This window comes from Streptomyces reniochalinae, from assembly GCF_003323735.1.
GTDB classification, from domain to species: Bacteria; Actinomycetota; Actinomycetes; order Streptomycetales; family Streptomycetaceae; genus Streptomyces; species Streptomyces reniochalinae.
The window spans coordinates 1-15,553 of sequence record NZ_QOIM01000024.1; the positions used below are offsets into that span (position 1 = coordinate 1).

Here is a 15,553-nt window from a genome sequence, read left to right on the forward strand (position 1 = left end):
TGGTACAACCTCAAACGCCTGCACAGCAGCCTCGGCTACCGAACCCCCGCCGACTACGAAGCCGCCGCCACAGCGGCCTGACCACCACACCGACGGTGTCCGTCAAAGCGGAACAAGCTCACCCGGGCCACGCCATAGGTAGAGGCTCATCCGCTGGAGCCGACATAAGGAATCGTTATGCCCAGGGATCTGGAGACCGCATGGCTGCGGTCCTTCGTCACCATCGTGCGCGCGGGCAGCATCAGCCGTGCCGCGGCGGCGCTCGGATGCGACCCGTTGCGCGACGAGGGCCTCGCCTACGCGGACCGGCTGCCGTCCGCGCGGCGACGTACCGCGCCGGGCGTCTTCCACGGCTTCCTCGCCTTCTTCGGCCTGCTCCCCGAGGCCCGCGAGGCCCTGGACGAGGCGGCGGCCTGGCTGCGGGAGCGGCCTGGCTGCAAGAGCGGCTGGCCCCGCGGACGTGACGCCCCCCGTGCGTGCCGTCCAGGTCTCTCCGCCCTCTGTACCTTTTGCACGCTTCCTCCGAATGGCCTAGCGTCGAACGGGACGCGTGACCCGTGGGCTCGCGGGCCCGTGGACCCGTGACCCGCGGCCCGTGACTCGTGACCCGTGCGAGGAGGCGCCCATGAGCACCGTGACGGCCCGCGACGGTACGGAGATCTTCTACAAGAGCTGGGGCGAAGGCCCCGCGGTCGTCTTCATCCACGGCTGGCCCCTCGACGCCGACGCCTGGGACGACCAGCTGAAGCTCGTCGCCGAGAACGGCTACCACGGCATCGCCCACGACCGCCGCGGCCACGGCCGCTCGGCACAGCCCTGGGACGGCTACGACTTCGACACCTTCGCCGAGGACCTCAACTGCCTCCTCACCCACCTCGACCTGCGGGACGTGGTGCTGGTCGGACACTCCATGGGCGGCGGCGAACTGGCCCGGTACATCGGGCTGCACGGTGCGGGGCGGGTCAGCAAGGCGGTGCTGCTGTCGGCGATCACGCCCGCCATGCTGCGCTCCGAAGGCAACCCCCAGGGCGTGCCGGGTGAGGTGTTCGACGACATCAGGAACGGCATCCTGCGGGAGCGCTCGCAGTACTGGCAGGAGCTGGCCGGGCAGTTCTTCAGCGCGGACGCCCCCGACTCCCGCGCCACCCAGGGCAACAAGGACGCCTTCTGGTACATGGCCATGCACCAGAGCATCAAGGCGGGGGTCGACTGCGTGACGGCCTTCCAGTACACGGACTTCACCGACGATCTGCGGCGGTTCACCGTGCCCACCCTCGTCGTCCACGGCGACGACGACCGGATCGTGCCTCTGGAGGCCACGGCCCGCAGGGCGGCCGGCCTCCTCCCGGACGCGACGCTGAAGGTCTACGAGGGCGGCTCCCACGGTCTGGCCCTGGTCCCCGGCGACAAGGAGCGCTTCCACGAGGACCTGCTCGCCTTCCTCGGCAGCTGAGCCGAACCGGTTCCCGGCGCACGGGCGCGTCGGGCCGCCGGTTCTCCGGTGCGATCGGTTCTTCGGTGCAGTCGAGCCGTCGGTGTCGTCGGGCTTCGGCCGTCAGGGATCCGGTTCGCCCACCAGAAGTTCGCCGCGCAGGGCGGCCAGGTCGTCGCTGTCCAGGCGCAGGCCGGAGGACAGGTAGTGGTCGAAGCTGCCGTAGTCCCGCTCGACGCGCGCGAAGGACGCGGCGAGGTAGGTCTTGCGCACACCGAGCAGCGGTTCGTAGGCGTCCTCCACCGCGTCGGGCAGGTGGGCGCGTGCCTGGCGGTTGTAGGCGGTCAGGTAGCGGTTGGAGGCCAGGTAGTCGCGCACGACGGTGGAGCGGGGCACGCCCAGCGCCGTGAGGAGGGCGGCCGAGGCCCAGCCGGTGCGGTCCTTGCCCGCGGTGCAGTGGTAGAGGACCGCCTCGCCGTCCGGGTCCGCGGCCTCGGTGAACAGGTCGCGGTAGGCCCGCGTCCGGTCCCCGCGGCGACGAACTCGCCGTAGGAGTCCCGCAGCAGCGTGCGGGCGTGGTCCGCCGAGGTGGGCTGGGTGTTGGCGATGGACGCACCGCCGCCCAGCACGTCGAGCCGCCGCGGCCGCTCCCCCTGGCCGAGGGCGTCGGGCTGCTTCCGCGCCTCGCCGGCGGTGCGCAGGTCGAGCACCGGGTCGATGCCGAGCCGGTGCAGCGTGCGGCGGTCGGCGGCGGAGAGCCGGTCGAGGCTCGCCGAACGGTAGAGCTTGCCCATCGCCACCCACCGCCCGTCCGCGGTGCGGTATCCGCCCGCGTCACGGAAGTTGGGGAGGGAGGCGAGGTGGAGGGAGCGGTCGGCGAGCCGCAGGGAGCGGCCCTTGTCGGGAACCAGCCGGAACCACCGGCGCCCGTCCTGCTCGGGGGACCGCAGGGTGACCGCGCCGCGTGCCTCCCCCTCGGCGACGCGGCCGCCGCCCTCGTCACCCTCTTCCTCGCCCTCGCCCTCGCCCTCGCCCTCGCCCTCGCCCTCGCCCTCGCCCTCGCCCTCGCCCTCGGCGTAGACGGTGACCGATCCGGCGCCCGGGGCCGACCACCGCACCGTCGAGGTGCCGTCCGCGTGGTCGGTCACCACCGCCGAGGTGAACGGGACGACGCCCGGCGCCACTTCCGCGCGCCTCTGGCGGGACCCGTCGCCGCACCCTGCCGCCACCAGGGCGACGACGACCGCCGCCCCTGCCCTCGCACGTTTCCGGCCCCTCGGGGCTCTCCTCGTCAGTCGCATGCCGTGAACGGAGGAAGGGCGGCGCGGCGCTGACAGGCGCGCGCCCGGTGACCGGGACGAGCCGCCGTACGCGGACCTCCCGCGCCGTGGTGTTCCCCGGCAGCAGGGGGTCAGTCGGGCAGCGGTCCGTCCGCGAGGACGGCGGCCCGGCAGGCGGCCTCGGTGCCCCACGCCGTCCGCAGGGCATGGACCTTGCGGAGCAGCAGGGTGAGGTCGTACTCGTCGGTGTAGCCGACGGCGCCGTGCACCCGCAGCGCGGTGCGGGCCGCGCGGTGGGCGGCCCCCGTGCAGGCCGCCTTGGCGGCGGGCAGGTCGCGTGGGTCCGCCGCCGCGTCCCCGCGTACGGCCAGCGCCGCGCCGCGCAGCAGCGGCGCCGCGAACTCCAGCGCGACGGCGGCGTCCGCCAGTTGGTGCTTGACGGCCTGGAAGGAGCCGATGGCCCTCCCGAACTGGTGCCGCGCACCGGCGTACTCCACGCTGCCCGCGAGCAGCGCCTGGCCCGCGCCCAGCAGTTGCGCCGCCGTCAGCAGCGTGGCCAGCGCCCGCAGCCGTCCGGTGTCGCCCGGCACCGCCTCGCCCGGGGTGCACAGGGTCAGGTGCCGGGTCGGGTCGAGGGACGGCAGCGGGGCGCCGCACGGGGCGGCGACGCAGAGCGCCGCGGGTCGCGCTCCGGCTGCCGGGGCCCAGCTCCCCGGCCCCGGTGCGCCGCCCCCGCGCGCGGGTGACGCGCCGGTCCGGTGGGTCAGGACGTAGGCGGCGTCGGCGGCGTGGGCGTCGACCGCGTAGCCGCGGGCCGCCGGGTCGGCGACCGTCGCCAGCAGGTCGCCCGTCAGCAGGTCCTCGCTCCAGGAGGGGGTACCCGGCAGCGCCGCCGCCAGGGCGACCGTCTCGACGAGCGGCCCCGGGGCTCCGGCGTGGCCGATTTCGACGAAGGCGGCGGCCAGTGCGGCCGGGTACCAGCCGAGGCCGCCGCTTGCCTCGGGTACGGCGAGGGCGGGCAGGCCGGTCGCGGCGAGGGAGCGCCACAGGGCGCGCCCCTGCGCGTGGTCGCCCGCGGCCCAGGCCCGGGCGGCCTGGGGTGGCGAGGCGTCGGTGAGAATCCCGCGCACCGTGCGGGCGTAGGCGGTCTGGTCCTGGTCGGGCAGCAGGCGCATGGCTGTTCAGCGTCCCCTCGGCAGGCCGAGCACGCGCTCGGCGACGATGTCGCGCTGGATCTCGTTGGTCCCGGCGTAGACCGGGCCCGCTTGTGCGAAGGTCCAGCCGTCCAGCCAGGCGGACTCCTCCAGCCCCTCGGTGATCTCGGCGGTGCCGGGTCCGAGCAGGTCGAGGGCGGTGTCGTGGAGTTCGATGTCCAGTTCGGACCAGAAGAGCTTGTTCATGGAGGAGGGGATGGCGGCCTTCGGGTCCCCGGGCGCGGACGCCGCCGCGTAGCCTGCCAGTTGGTAGGCGCGGGCCTTGATCCACACGTCGGCCACCTGTCCGGCGCGCGCGGTGTCGGCGGGGTCGGCGTACTGCCGCCACAGGTCCCGCAGGCGTGCGGCGGCGGCCGTGAACCGCCCGGGTGAGCGCAGCGTGAGTCCGCGCTCGTTGCCCGCGGTCGACATGGCGGCGCGCCATCCCGCTTGGGCCTCGCCGATGACGTCCGCGTCCGGCACGAACACGCGGTCGAGAAAGATCTGTGCGAAGGCGGGCTTGCCGTCCAGGCGTCCGATGGGCCGCACGGTGACGCCCTCCGCGTCCAGCGGGAACATCAGGTAGCTCAGGCCGCGGTGCCGCTCCGCCTCCGGATCCGTGCGGAAGAGCCCGAAGGCGCGGTCGGCGAACGCGGCCCGCGACGACCAGGTCTTCTGACCGCTCAGCAGCCAGCCGCCGCCGCCGCGGTCGGTGCGCTCGGCGCGGGCGCGCAGCGAGGCCAGGTCGGACCCCGCCTCCGGTTCCGACCATGCCTGGGCCCAGATCGTCTCACCCGAGGCCATCGCGGGCAGGACGCGGGCCAGTTGGTCCTCGGTGCCGTGGGCGAAGAGGGTGGGGGCGAGGAGGTTGATGCCGTTCTGGCTCACGCGCCCCGGAGCGCCCGCCGCGTAGTACTCCTCCTCGAAGAGCAGCCACTCGGTCAGGCTCGCCTCGCGGCCACCCAGGGCACGGGGCCAGGAGACGACCGACCAGCCGCCGTCGTAGAGCAGGCGTTCCCAGGCCCGGTGGGCGGCGAAGCCCTCCGCCGTCTCCAGCGAGGGCAGCGGCTCGGCGGGCACGTGCGCGGCGAGCCAGGCCCGCGCCTCGGCCCTGAACGCCTCCTCGGCCGAGGTGAGGTCCAGATCCATGGTCAGGCTCCCTCGGGTGCTTCGGCCGCAGGTGAGGCGGGGCGCCGTGCGGCGTCCCGCATCGCGCGCGCGTCCATGCCGCCGAGCGCGTCGGCCCCGGTCTCGGCGTTGTGCGCGTGCGCCACGTGGTGCAGGCCGAAGACGGAGTCGAGGCCGTTGTGCAGGCCCATCAGGTCCTCGGCCTGGTTGACGGCACGCTTGGTCAGGGCGAGTCCGAAGCGCGGCATCCCGGCGATGCGGGCGGCCAGCGCGTCGGCTTCGGCGGCGAGGCCGGCGCGCGGGACGACGCGGTTGACCATCCCGATCTCGTACGCGCGCCGCGCGCTCATCCTCTCCCCGGTGTAGAGGAACTCCTTGGCGATGCGCGGCCCCATCACCCAGGGGTGGGCGAAGTACTCGACGCCGGGGACGCCCATGCGCACGACCGGGTCGGCGAAGAAGGCGTCCTCGCTGGCCACGATCAGGTCGCACACCCAGGCGAGCATCAGTCCGCCGGCCACGCAGGCGCCCTGCACGGCGCAGACGACGGGCTTGGGCAGCTCGCGCCAGCGGCGGCACATGCCCAGGTAGACCTCAAACTCGCGGGCGTACCGCGCGTCGGCGCCCTCCTTGCCGACGTGGTCCCACCACAGTGACGCCTTGCGGGGGAAGGTCAGGTGGGCGTCGCGTTCGGGGGTGCCGATGTCGTGTCCCGCGCTGAAGTGCTTGCCCGCGCCCGCGAGGACGAGCGCATGGACCTCGTCGTCGGCGGCGGCGCGCTGGAAGGCCGCGTCGAGGGCGTAGGTCATCGCGGAGTTCTGCGCGTTGCGGTAGTCGGGCCGGTTGAGGGTGACGCGGGCGACCGCGCCGGCGCGCTCGTAGGTCACGACGTCGGCCGCGCCGGGGTTCTTCTCGGTGTCGTCGGGCATGGGCTGCTCTCCTCGGTGCTCGCGTGCTCTCCTCGGCGAAGGCTTCCCTAACAAGTGTTTGGTAGATTAGCTTGGCCCCGACGGCACGTCGAGACCCGCACCAGGCGGCGGAGCCGGCCGCGACCACCGCCGGACCGGGGAAACACCACCGCAGAACCGGGGAAGACGGCGACCACCACAGAAGGGGCCCCGCGTGATCCGAGCGAGCAGCACCCCGCCCGCCTGCCCAGCCCCGCACGGGCTGCTGGCCGGCCGCTCCGTCGTCGTCACCGCCGCCGCCGGAAGCGGGATCGGCGGGGCGACGGCACGCCGCGTCCTGGAAGAAGGCGCCGAGGGCGTCGTCATCGGCGACACCCACGAACGCCGCCTCGGCGAGAGCGCGCGGGCGCTGGCCGCGGAGTTCGGAGCCGAGCGCGTGCGGGCCGTGCGCTGCGACGTCACCGACGAGGACGAGGTGCGTGCCCTCCTGGACGCCTGCACCGCCCACCACGGCCGCATCGACGTGCTCGTCAACAACGCGGGCCTCGGCGGCACCGCCGAAGTGGCGGAGATGACCGACGAGCAGTTCTCCCGCGTCGTGGACGTCACCCTGGGCGGCACCTTCCGCTGCACCCGCGCGGCCCTGCGGACGATGCGCGACCAGCCCGACGGCGGAGTGATCGTCAACAACGCCTCGGTCGTCGGCTGGCGTGCCCAGCGCGGCCAGGCGCACTACGCGGCGGCCAAGGCCGGCGTCATGGCACTGACCCGCTGCGCCGCGCTGGAGGCCGCCGAACTCGGCGTACGGATCAACGCCGTCTCGCCCTCCCTGGCCCTGCACGACAACCTGGTGAAGGTCACCACCCCCGAACTCCTGGCCGAACTGACCTCCCGGGAGGCGTTCGGCCGGCACGCCGAGCCGTGGGAGGTCGCCAACGTGATCGTCTTCCTGGCCAGCGACTACTCCTCGTACATGACGGGCGAGACGGTCGCCGTCAGCAGCCGCCACCCGTGAGGCCCGAGGAGCCCATGAAGCCCATCGGGCCCGTGAGGCCGGCAACGATCCTGACCAGCGCCCGCGCCGCCCGACGGACAATGGACGCATGGTGACGTCGAAGAAGACCCCCCACAGCGCCGGGCGCCGGGCCGAACTGCTGGCGACCGCGGCCGAGGTGTTCGCGGAGCTGGGCTACAACGCCACGACCGTCCGCACCATCGCGGACCGCGCCGGAATGCTCGCGGGCAGCCTCTACTACCACTTCGACTCCAAGGAGTCGATGGCGGACGAGATCCTCAGCGCCTTCCTCACCGACCTGTGGGAGGGCTACCAGCGGATCGAGGAGACCGGCGCGGCACCACGCGCCACATTCGAAGGGCTGGTCACCGAGTCGTTCCGGCAGATGGAACGGCACCGCCCCGCCGTCGTCATCTACCAGAAGGAAGCACGCCGGCTCGCCTCCCAGGAACGGTTCCGCTACCTGGCCGACTCCCAGGAACGGTTCCAGAAACTGTGGACCCGCACCCTGGAGCGCGGCGTGGCCGACGGCAGCTTCCGGGCCGGCCTCGACGTGCCCGTCGCCTACCGGTTCGTGCGCGACACCGTCTGGGTGGCAGCCGTCTGGTTCCGGCCCGAGGGGCGCAAGAGCGCGGCCGAGATCGCCGAGCAGTACACGTCGATGGTGCTCGACGGAATCGCCACCTGAGACGCACGTTTCCGGTGGCCCCACCCAAGCGAGGAGTGTGAACGGGATGTCCCGCGGCGAGGCCCTCATAGTCGAAGCGGTCAGGACCCCCGTCGGCAAGCGCGGCGGCGCGCTGGCCGACGTCCACCCGGCGGACATGGCCGCGCACACGCTGCGCGCGCTGGTCGAGCGGGCGGGCGTGGACCCGGAAGCCGTCGAGGACGTCGTCCTCGGCTGCCTGGACACCGTCGGACCACAGGCCGGGGACATCGCCCGCACCGCCTGGCTGGCCGCAGGACTGCCCGAGTCGGTGCCCGGCGTCACCGTCGACCGCCAGTGCGGCTCCTCCCAGCAGGCCCTGCACTTCGCGGCCCAAGCCGTCATGTCGGGCACCTGCGACCTGGTGGTGGCCGGCGGCGTGCAGAACATGTCGCAGATCCCCATCGCCTACGCCTCCCGCCAGGCCGGCGACCCCCTCGGCCTCACCGAGGGCCCCTACCACGGCTCCACCGGCTGGCGGGCCCGCTACGGCGACGCGCCCGTCAACCAGTTCCACGGCGCCGAACTGATCGCCGAGCAGTGGGACGTCAGCCGCGAGGAGATGGAACGCTGGGCCCTGCGCTCCCACCAGCGCGCCGTCCGCGCGCTCGACGAGGGCCACTTCGAGCGGGAGACCGCACCGCTGGGCGACCACGCGACCGACGAGGGACCCCGGCGCGGCACCACCCTGGAGAAGATGGCCTCCCTCGACCCGCTGGTCGAAGGCGGACGGCTCACCGCGGCCGTCTCCTCCCAGATCTCCGACGCCTCCTCAGCCGTGCTGCTCGCCTCCGAAGAGGCCGTGCGCGTCCACGGCCTGACCCCGCGCGCCCGCGTGCACCACCTCTCGGCGCGCGGCGAGGACCCCGTCCGCATGCTCTCGGCGCCCATCCCGGCGACCGCGCACGCCCTCGAACGGGCCGGCATGTCCCTGGACGACATCGACCTCGTCGAGATCAACGAGGCGTTCGCCTCCGTCGTCCTGGCCTGGCTCAGGGACACCGGCTGCGACCCCGAGAAGGTCAACGTCAACGGCGGCGCCATCGCGCTCGGGCACCCGTTGGGTGCCACCGGTACCAGGCTGATGACGACACTGCTGCACGAACTGGAGCGCACCGGTGGGCGGTACGGCCTCCAGACCATGTGTGAGGGCGGTGGGCAGGCGAACGTGACGGTCATCGAACGGGTGTGACGCGTGTGCGCCTCTCTTTTCAGAGAGGCGCGGGTCGTTCGGTGGCTGCGGCGCCGTTGGGGCTCGGCGCGCCGTTCCCCGCGCCCGCTGGGTGTCGGCCGTGACGGGGTGGGTGGCTAGGCACGTTGGTCGTGTGCGGCGCCGTCCTGGTTGGTCGCGCCGTTCTCCCCGGCCCATTGGGGTGCACACGCGCCCCTGCCGTGCGGCCAGTCGTGTTGAGAGCGCAGCAGGGCGACGAAGGCGCGTTCGGCCGGGGAGAGCAGGCGGTCTCTGCGGCTCACCAGGCTGATGGGCCGGGCACGTGGCCGCGGGTGCACCGGGAGCACGGCCAGCGTGCCCGCCCGTGCCTCGCCGTCCACCGCGTGCTCGGAGATCAGCGCGAGCCCCAGCCCCGCGGCCACACACTGTTTGACGGCCTCAGGGCCCCACACGTCACCGCGCGGCGCCTGCCCCAGCCCCCACTCCTCCAGCACCTGCTCCTGGAGTTCCCTGGTCTGGGAGCCCGGCTCACGCAGCAGGAAACGCTGCTCGGCCAGCGCCTCGGGGGTGACCGGGCCGCCTGCCGCGGCGAGCGGATGCCCGGGCGGGGCGATCAGCACGAGCCGCTCCCCCAGCACCGCCTCCGCACGCAGCTGCGCGGCGTGCGGAAGACCCGCGACCACGGCGACACCGATCTGGCCGCTCAGCAGACGCTCCTGGACGGCCTCGTTGTTGCCGACGTAGATGTCGCACTCGATCCCGGGGTGCGCGGCGCGGTAGCGGGCCAGCAGCGCGGGCAGCAGGTAGGTGCCGACCGTGGTGGAGCCGCCCACCAGCAGCCGCCCGGTGACCAGCCCGCTCACCTGCCGGACCGCCGCGACGGCCTCCTGGGCGAGCAGGAAGACCCGCTCGCCGTACGCGGCCAGCACCTCGCCCTCGGCGGTGGGGGTGGCGCGCACCCCCGACCGGTCGATCAGCGGCACGTGCAGGGACTGTTCGAGGCGGCGGACCTGGTTGGAGACGGAGGGCTGGCTCATGTACAGCTCTCGCGCCGCGGCGGAGAAGCCCTGGTGCTCGACGACCTTCATGAAGATCCACAGTCGGTGAAGGTTGAGTTCCACGGCGCTCCCATGACGACCGGCACGACCGGCGTGCGCGGCGAGAGTACCCCGGAAAACCGCTGACCGTGAGGGGTCGGGCCGGGATGCGCGTGGTTATGGGCGGTATAGCGCTTCCGGTGGTTCTGACGGCCTCGCGGCCGGTGCTACCCATGACGGCAGCCCCTCGCCCCCTCACACCCTCATCTCTCCCCCCTTCCGCCGAGGACAGGACCCGCCATGGCCGACCTCGCACCACCGGACAGAGAGCACGGGACAACCGGACACACCGAGCGACCGCTGAGCACCCGGGAGGCGGTGCGCCGCACCCAGCCCTGGCGCCGGGCCACCCGCTGGCGCCGGCAGATCTTCGCCATCACCTGGATCGCCTACGCGGGCTTCTACTTCGTACGGCAGGCGTTCTCCGTCGCGAAACTCGGCATCCTCGACGACCCGCTCGTGGGCGGCGTACTGACCGAACGCGTGCTGGGCGTGGTGGACGCGATCTACCTGGTGGCGTACGCGGTGGGCCAGTTCACCTGGGGGATGTGGGCCGACAGGTTCGGCCCGCGCGTGGTGGTGGCGGGCGGCATGGCGGGCGCCGTGGTGGCCGCGGTGACGATGGGGATCAGCGGCACCCTGCTGGCGTTCGGCGCCGCGATGGTCGTCCAGGGCCTGGCCCAGTCCGCCGGGTGGGCGCCGCTGTGCAAGAACATGAGCAACTTCTTCGCCGTCTCCGAGCGCGGCCGGGTGCTGGGGGTGTGGAGCACCAACTACGCGTTCGGCGGGCTGGCCGCACCCCCGTTCCTCGGCTGGTGGGCGTACTCCGTCTTCGACACCTGGCGTGCCGCGTTCTTCACCGGCGCCGCCACGCTCACGGTGGTGCTCGCGCTCTTCCTTCTCCTCCAGCGGAACCGGCCGCAGGACGTGGGGCTCGAACCGGCCACCGACGAGCCGGACGGGGAAGAGCCGGCACGGGAGGAGCGGCCCGAGCCGCCGGCCACGGCACGGCGGGGCATGGCGGCCCTCTACCGCGAGACGCTGCGCGAGAAGATGGTGCCGACGCTGGGCGCCGCCTACTTCCTGCTGAAACCCGCCCGCTACGCGATCCTGCTGTGGGGCCCCGTGCTGGTCTCCAGACGGCTGCCGGAGATCGACAAGGTCGGCGCGACGCTGATCCCCGTCGCCTTCGGCGTCACCGGGGTCATCGCCCCGATCCTCAGCGGCTGGCTCTCCGACACCCTCTTCCGCTCCCGCCGGGTGCCGCCCTGTGTGCTCGCGCTCGCCCTGCTGACGGCGGCCATGGCCCTGTTCATGCCGCTCACGGAGACCGGCAGCCCCGGCGTGATGATCGCCGTGCTGGCGGTGATCGGGCTGGCGGTGTACGCGGCCGACGCGCTGATCTCCTGCGTGGCCGCCGTCGACTTCGGTTCCGAGCGCGGCGCGGGCACGGCAGCCGGGCTGGTCAACGGCTGCGGCTCCGTCGGCGCGGTGCTGGGCGGCCTGCTGCCCGGCTTCCTGTCAGGCGACGCGCTCTTCTACGGCTTCGCGGGCGCCGCACTGCTCGCGGGACTGCTCCTGCTTCCGCACTGGAACCGGCGCCCACGCGCCGCCGGAGAAGGGAACACACATGACAGCCAAGAGCGTTGACACCGCGGTCGTCGGCGGCGGCATCGTCGGACTCGCCCACGCGCTGGCCGCCGCGCGGCGGGGGGACCGTGTCGCCCTCTTCGAGCGCGACACGTTCGCCACCGGCGCCTCGATACGCAACTTCGGCATGATCTGGGCCATCGGCCAGCAGCGCGGCCCCATCTACGAGCGGGCGCTGCGCAGCCGCCAGGTGTGGCTGGAGGTCGCCGCCAAGACGGGGCTGTGGGCGGCGGAGGCCGGCTCGCTGCACCTGGCGCACCACGAGGACGAGGTGGCCGTGCTGGAGGAGTTCCTGGCCGCCGCGCCCGCGGCCAGGGAGCGCGGCGCCCGGATGCTGACCGCCTCCGAGGCGGCGTCCCGCGGCCCCGCCGTACGGCGCGAGGGGCTCAGCGCCGCGATGTGGAGCCCCACCGAGGTCAACGTCGATCCACGCGGCGCGATCCCCGCGGTCGCCTCCCACCTGGCCGGGGAGTACGGCGTCCACGTGCGGTTCGGCGAGACCGTACGCGCCATCGACATGCCGCACGTGACCACGACGGGCGGCACGTGGCGGGCCGAGCGCGTGTACGTGTGCAGCGGCAACGACTTCGCCACCCTGTATCCGGAGGTCTTCGCCGACAGCGGGCTGGTCCGCTGCAAACTGCAGATGATGCGCACCGGCGTGCAGCCCGGCGGCTGGCAGCTCGGCCCGATGCTGTGCGGCGGACTGACCCTGCTGCACTACGCGGCCTTCGACGGCCTGCCCGCCCGGCAGCGGCTCACCGAACGACTCGCCGCCGAGCTGCCGTTCGAGCGGGAGCACGGCATCCACGTGCTGCTGTCGCAGACCGCGGACGGGCGGCTGACCGTGGGCGACTCCCACGCCTACGCGATGACCCACGACCCGTTCCAGGACGAGTCGGTCAACGAGGCGGTGCTGCGCTACCTGGCACGCTTCGCCGAGGTGCCCTCCACTGAGATCACCGAACGGTGGGAGGGGTACTACCCGTCGCTGCGGGACGGCCGTACGGAGTTCGTCGCCACCCCCGAACCGGGAGTGACCGTGGTCAACGGCGTCGGCGGAGCGGGGATGACCCTCTCGTTCGGACTCGCGGAGGAGGTCGTCGGCTGAGCCGTCCACCGCCTGACGGCAGACGGTGAGCGGTGGGTGGTGAGCCGTGGGTGCTGGGCCACCACGCATAGGAACGCGGGAGCCGTTCATCCGAACGGCTCCCGCCCGCTCGCGCGCCCCCACCGCGCCCTCACTGTGCCCCGTAGACCGGTTCGGGGGCGGGGGCCTCGTCCAGGAGCTTGCGGATCGGAGCGTCCAGTTCCGTCACGTCCCAGCGGGCCGACTTGTCGGTGTGGGCGGTGCGGCGCCAGCCGTCCATGACGGTGATACGGCCGCCCTCGGCCTCGAAGACGCGTCCTGTGACACCGGCGGACGCGGCAGAGCCCAGGTAGACGACGAGGGGTGAGACGTTCTCCGGGGCCATCGCGTCGAAGCCGCCGTCGGTGGGCGCCGCCATGTCCTCGGCGAACGTCTGCTCGGTCATGCGGGTGCGGGCGGCCGGTGCGACGGCGTTGACCTGGACGCCGTAGCGGCCGAACTCCGCCGCCGCGACCAGGGTCAGCGCGGCGATCCCCGCCTTGGCCGCCGTGTAGTTGCCCTGGCCCACCGCGCCCAGCAGACCCGCGCCGGAGGAGGTGTTCACCACGCGGGCCCCAGAGGTGCGGCCCGCCTTCGTCTCGGCACGCCAGTGCGCCGCCGCGTGCTTCATCGGCAGGAAGTGGCCCTTGAGGTGGACGCGGACGACGGCGTCCCAGTCGTCCTCGTCGAGGTTGACCAGCATCCGGTCGCGCAGGAAACCGGCGTTGTTGACGAGGGTGTCGAGGCGGCCGAAGTGGTCGAGCGCCGTGCGGACAAGACCGGCGGCGCCCGCGCTGTCGGCGACGTCGTCGGTGCTCACGGCGGCTTCACCGCCCTCGGCACGGATTTCGGCCGCCACTTGTCGGGCGGGCGTCTTTGCACCGGTGGCGCCGTCCAGCGCGACGCCGAGGTCGTTGACGACGACCCGTGCGCCGGCGCGGGCGAACGCGAGCGCGTGCGCCCTGCCGAGACCCCGCCCCGCTCCGGTGACGACGACGACCCGGCCCTCGGCGGGCCGGGGAGCTGACGCGTGCTGTGCGGACATGTGTCCTCCTGGGGGTGGCCGAGCCCGGCCTCGGGTGGGACGGCCTCGGTCGGTGGTGGGCGGCTCAGGGCCTGTTGACGTTCGCCGCGTGCAAGAAGGCGGGGCGTTCGCCGCCGCCGTGGACCGCGAGCGAGGCGCCGGAGATGTAGCGGGCGGCGTCCGAGGCCAGGAAGACGCAGGCGTCCCCCACCTCCTCGGGTTCGGCGAGCCGCCCCATGGGCACCGTGGCGCCGACGGCCGCGACCCCGGCCTCGTCCCCGTAGTGCAGTGCGGTCCGCTCGGTGCGGGCCATGCCGACAACGACCGTGTTGACCCGGATCCGCTCCTGGGCCCACTCCATCGCCATCGACCGCGCCAGGTTCTCCAGGCCCGCCTTGGCCGCCCCGTACGCGGCCGTGCCCGGCGACGGGCGCTCGCCGCTGACGCTGCCCACCATCACGATCGCGCCGCCTCCGGTCTGTTCGCGCATGACGGCGTGGGCGGCGCGGGAGAGGTGGAGCGGGGCCAGCAGGTTGAGCTCGATCACGCGGGCGTGGTTGTCCGCCGAGCCCTCGGACAGGGGGCGGTAGGGGGTGCCGCCCGCGTTGTTGACCAGGACGTCGAGGGCTCCGTGGTCGCGGGCGACCTGGGCGCAGAATTCCTGCGCGGCGTGCGGGTCGCGGACGTCGAGGCGGAGGTAGCGCGCTTCGCGGCCCGCCGCGGTGAGCGGGGCCCCTGGTGGGTGGCGGCCGCAGACGACGACCTCGGCGCCGGTGCTCAGGAACGCCCGGCCGATGCCCGCTCCCACTCCGCGGGTTCCGCCGGTGACGACGACCACGGTCATGGTGCTCCCTCTGGTTGGTTCCGTAACGCCCGCGGCGGTCCGGTGCCGGGCCACAGATCCCGGTCGCGGACCCGGTGCCGGGTCCCAGATCCCGGTCGCGGTGCCGACCGGGCAGGACCGGTGAAACGGCTTCCTCTCTTCCGCGGCGCACCGGCGCACTGCTAGCTTCTCACCAAACAAACGTTAGGTGGAAAGGTAGCTGATCCGGCCATGACTGTCTCCACCTCCACACCACGCGACGGCGTCGCCGTGGTGACCGTCGACCATCCACCCGTCAACGCCCTCCCCGTACGCGGCTGGTACGACCTGGCCGAAGCCCTCACCGCCGCGGGCCGCGACCAGGCCGTACGCGCCGTGGTGCTGGCCGCCAGGGGCCGCGGGTTCAACGCCGGGGTCGACATCAAGGAGATGCAGCGCACCGAGGGGCACGAGGCCCTCATCGGGGCCAACCGGGGCTGCGCCGCCGCGTTCGCCGCGGTCTACGAGTGCGAGGTCCCCGTCGTCGCGGCCGTCCACGGCCACTGCCTCGGCGGCGGCATCGGCCTGGTGGGCAACGCCGACGCGATCGTGGCGAGCGAGGACGCCACCTTCGGGCTCCCCGAGCTCGACCGGGGAGCCCTCGGCGCGGCCACCCACCTCTCCCGTATGCTGCCGCCCCACCTGATGCGCACCCTGTACTACACGGGGCGCACCCTCACCGCCCGCGAACTGCACCGCCACGGTGCCGTGTGGGAGCTGGCCGAGAGCGCGGACACGCTGCCGGCTGCGGCGCTGGGGCTGGCGGAGGAGATCGCCGGCAAGGACGGCTACCTGCTGCGCCTGGCCAAGGAAGCCCTCAACGGGATCGACCCCGTGGACGTGCGCCGCAGCTACCGCTACGAACAGGGCTTCACCTTCGAGGCCAACCTGAGCGGTGTCGCCGACCGGCACCGGAACTCCTTCGTCGACGCGCGTGCCGCGCAGGGAGGCTGAGCGA

At 73.5% G+C, this 15,553-nt stretch carries 14 protein-coding genes and 1 pseudogene; 8 read left to right on the top strand and 7 right to left on the bottom strand.

Annotated elements, in window-relative coordinates; translation table 11 throughout:
• The first annotated feature begins 177 nt into the window (after window positions 1-177).
• Together DQ392_RS34765 and DQ392_RS05410 are read left to right on the top strand one after the other, a co-directional pair.
• Window positions 178-585: a helix-turn-helix domain-containing protein gene (locus tag DQ392_RS34765; RefSeq protein ID WP_220182591.1), complete on the top strand. Its 408-nt coding sequence runs from the start codon at window positions 178-180 to the stop codon at window positions 583-585.
• A 40-nt stretch (window positions 586-625) separates the two neighbouring features.
• Entirely contained in the window at window positions 626-1,453 is an 828-nt protein-coding gene (locus DQ392_RS05410; protein ID WP_114014337.1) for an alpha/beta fold hydrolase, read from the top strand.
• A gap of 102 nt (window positions 1,454-1,555) precedes the next feature.
• Here the strand turns inward: DQ392_RS05410 and DQ392_RS36135 are convergent.
• The 4 genes and pseudogenes from DQ392_RS36135 to DQ392_RS05435 form a co-directional block, all read right to left on the bottom strand.
• Window positions 1,556-2,733: pseudogene (locus DQ392_RS36135) on the bottom strand (tyrosine-protein phosphatase).
• 110 nt (window positions 2,734-2,843) lie between these two features.
• The gene (locus DQ392_RS05425; RefSeq protein ID WP_114014338.1) at window positions 2,844-3,887 is read right to left on the bottom strand and encodes an acyl-CoA dehydrogenase family protein; all 1,044 of its coding nucleotides are present in this window, start codon (window positions 3,885-3,887) and stop codon (window positions 2,844-2,846) included.
• Window positions 3,888-3,893: 6 nt separating this feature from the next.
• A complete protein-coding gene (locus DQ392_RS05430) occupies window positions 3,894-5,054 on the bottom strand; it encodes an acyl-CoA dehydrogenase family protein (RefSeq protein ID WP_114014339.1) in 1,161 nt (386 codons plus the stop codon).
• 2 nt (window positions 5,055-5,056) lie between these two features.
• Window positions 5,057-5,962 (bottom strand): enoyl-CoA hydratase, encoded by a 906-nt coding sequence (locus DQ392_RS05435; RefSeq protein WP_114014340.1) that lies wholly within the window; start codon window positions 5,960-5,962, stop codon window positions 5,057-5,059.
• Between the two features lie 193 nt (window positions 5,963-6,155).
• Here DQ392_RS05435 and DQ392_RS05440 point away from each other — a divergent pair, with 193 nt between their 5' ends.
• The 3 genes from DQ392_RS05440 (at window position 6,156) to DQ392_RS05450 (ending at window position 8,854) form a co-directional block, all read left to right on the top strand.
• The gene (locus DQ392_RS05440; RefSeq protein ID WP_114014341.1) at window positions 6,156-6,956 is read left to right on the top strand and encodes an SDR family oxidoreductase; all 801 of its coding nucleotides are present in this window, start codon (window positions 6,156-6,158) and stop codon (window positions 6,954-6,956) included.
• An 88-nt stretch (window positions 6,957-7,044) separates the two neighbouring features.
• Entirely contained in the window at window positions 7,045-7,644 is a 600-nt protein-coding gene (locus DQ392_RS05445; RefSeq protein ID WP_114014342.1) for a TetR/AcrR family transcriptional regulator, read from the top strand.
• Between the two features lie 46 nt (window positions 7,645-7,690).
• On the top strand, window positions 7,691-8,854 hold the full coding sequence (locus DQ392_RS05450; RefSeq protein WP_114014343.1) for an acetyl-CoA C-acetyltransferase: 1,164 nt from the start codon (window positions 7,691-7,693) through the stop codon (window positions 8,852-8,854).
• A gap of 116 nt (window positions 8,855-8,970) precedes the next feature.
• Here the strand turns inward: DQ392_RS05450 and DQ392_RS05455 are convergent, their stop codons facing one another.
• A complete protein-coding gene (locus DQ392_RS05455; RefSeq protein WP_114014344.1) occupies window positions 8,971-9,954 on the bottom strand; it encodes a LysR family transcriptional regulator in 984 nt (327 codons plus the stop codon).
• 216 nt (window positions 9,955-10,170) lie between these two features.
• On the opposite strand from DQ392_RS05455, the gene DQ392_RS05460 reads away from it, so the two are divergent.
• Both DQ392_RS05460 and DQ392_RS05465 read left to right on the top strand, forming a co-directional pair.
• Window positions 10,171-11,580, top strand: coding sequence for an MFS transporter (locus tag DQ392_RS05460; RefSeq protein WP_114014345.1), 1,410 nt, complete (start codon window positions 10,171-10,173; stop codon window positions 11,578-11,580).
• A complete protein-coding gene (locus DQ392_RS05465) occupies window positions 11,561-12,691 on the top strand; it encodes a TIGR03364 family FAD-dependent oxidoreductase (RefSeq protein ID WP_114014346.1) in 1,131 nt (376 codons plus the stop codon). Before DQ392_RS05460 ends, DQ392_RS05465 begins: the two co-directional genes overlap by 20 nt.
• A gap of 130 nt (window positions 12,692-12,821) precedes the next feature.
• Here the strand turns inward: DQ392_RS05465 and DQ392_RS05470 are convergent, their stop codons facing one another.
• Window positions 12,822-13,754 carry an SDR family oxidoreductase gene (locus tag DQ392_RS05470; protein WP_114014347.1) on the bottom strand — a complete coding sequence of 311 codons (933 nt, stop codon included), beginning with the start codon at window positions 13,752-13,754 and terminating at the stop codon, window positions 12,822-12,824.
• A 64-nt stretch (window positions 13,755-13,818) separates the two neighbouring features.
• Window positions 13,819-14,577 (bottom strand): SDR family oxidoreductase, encoded by a 759-nt coding sequence (locus tag DQ392_RS05475; RefSeq protein ID WP_114014348.1) that lies wholly within the window; start codon window positions 14,575-14,577, stop codon window positions 13,819-13,821.
• A gap of 210 nt (window positions 14,578-14,787) precedes the next feature.
• Between DQ392_RS05475 and DQ392_RS05480 the strand changes: the two genes are divergently transcribed.
• Window positions 14,788-15,549, top strand: coding sequence for an enoyl-CoA hydratase family protein (locus DQ392_RS05480; RefSeq protein ID WP_114014349.1), 762 nt, complete (start codon window positions 14,788-14,790; stop codon window positions 15,547-15,549).
• Window positions 15,550-15,553 lie beyond the last annotated feature (4 nt).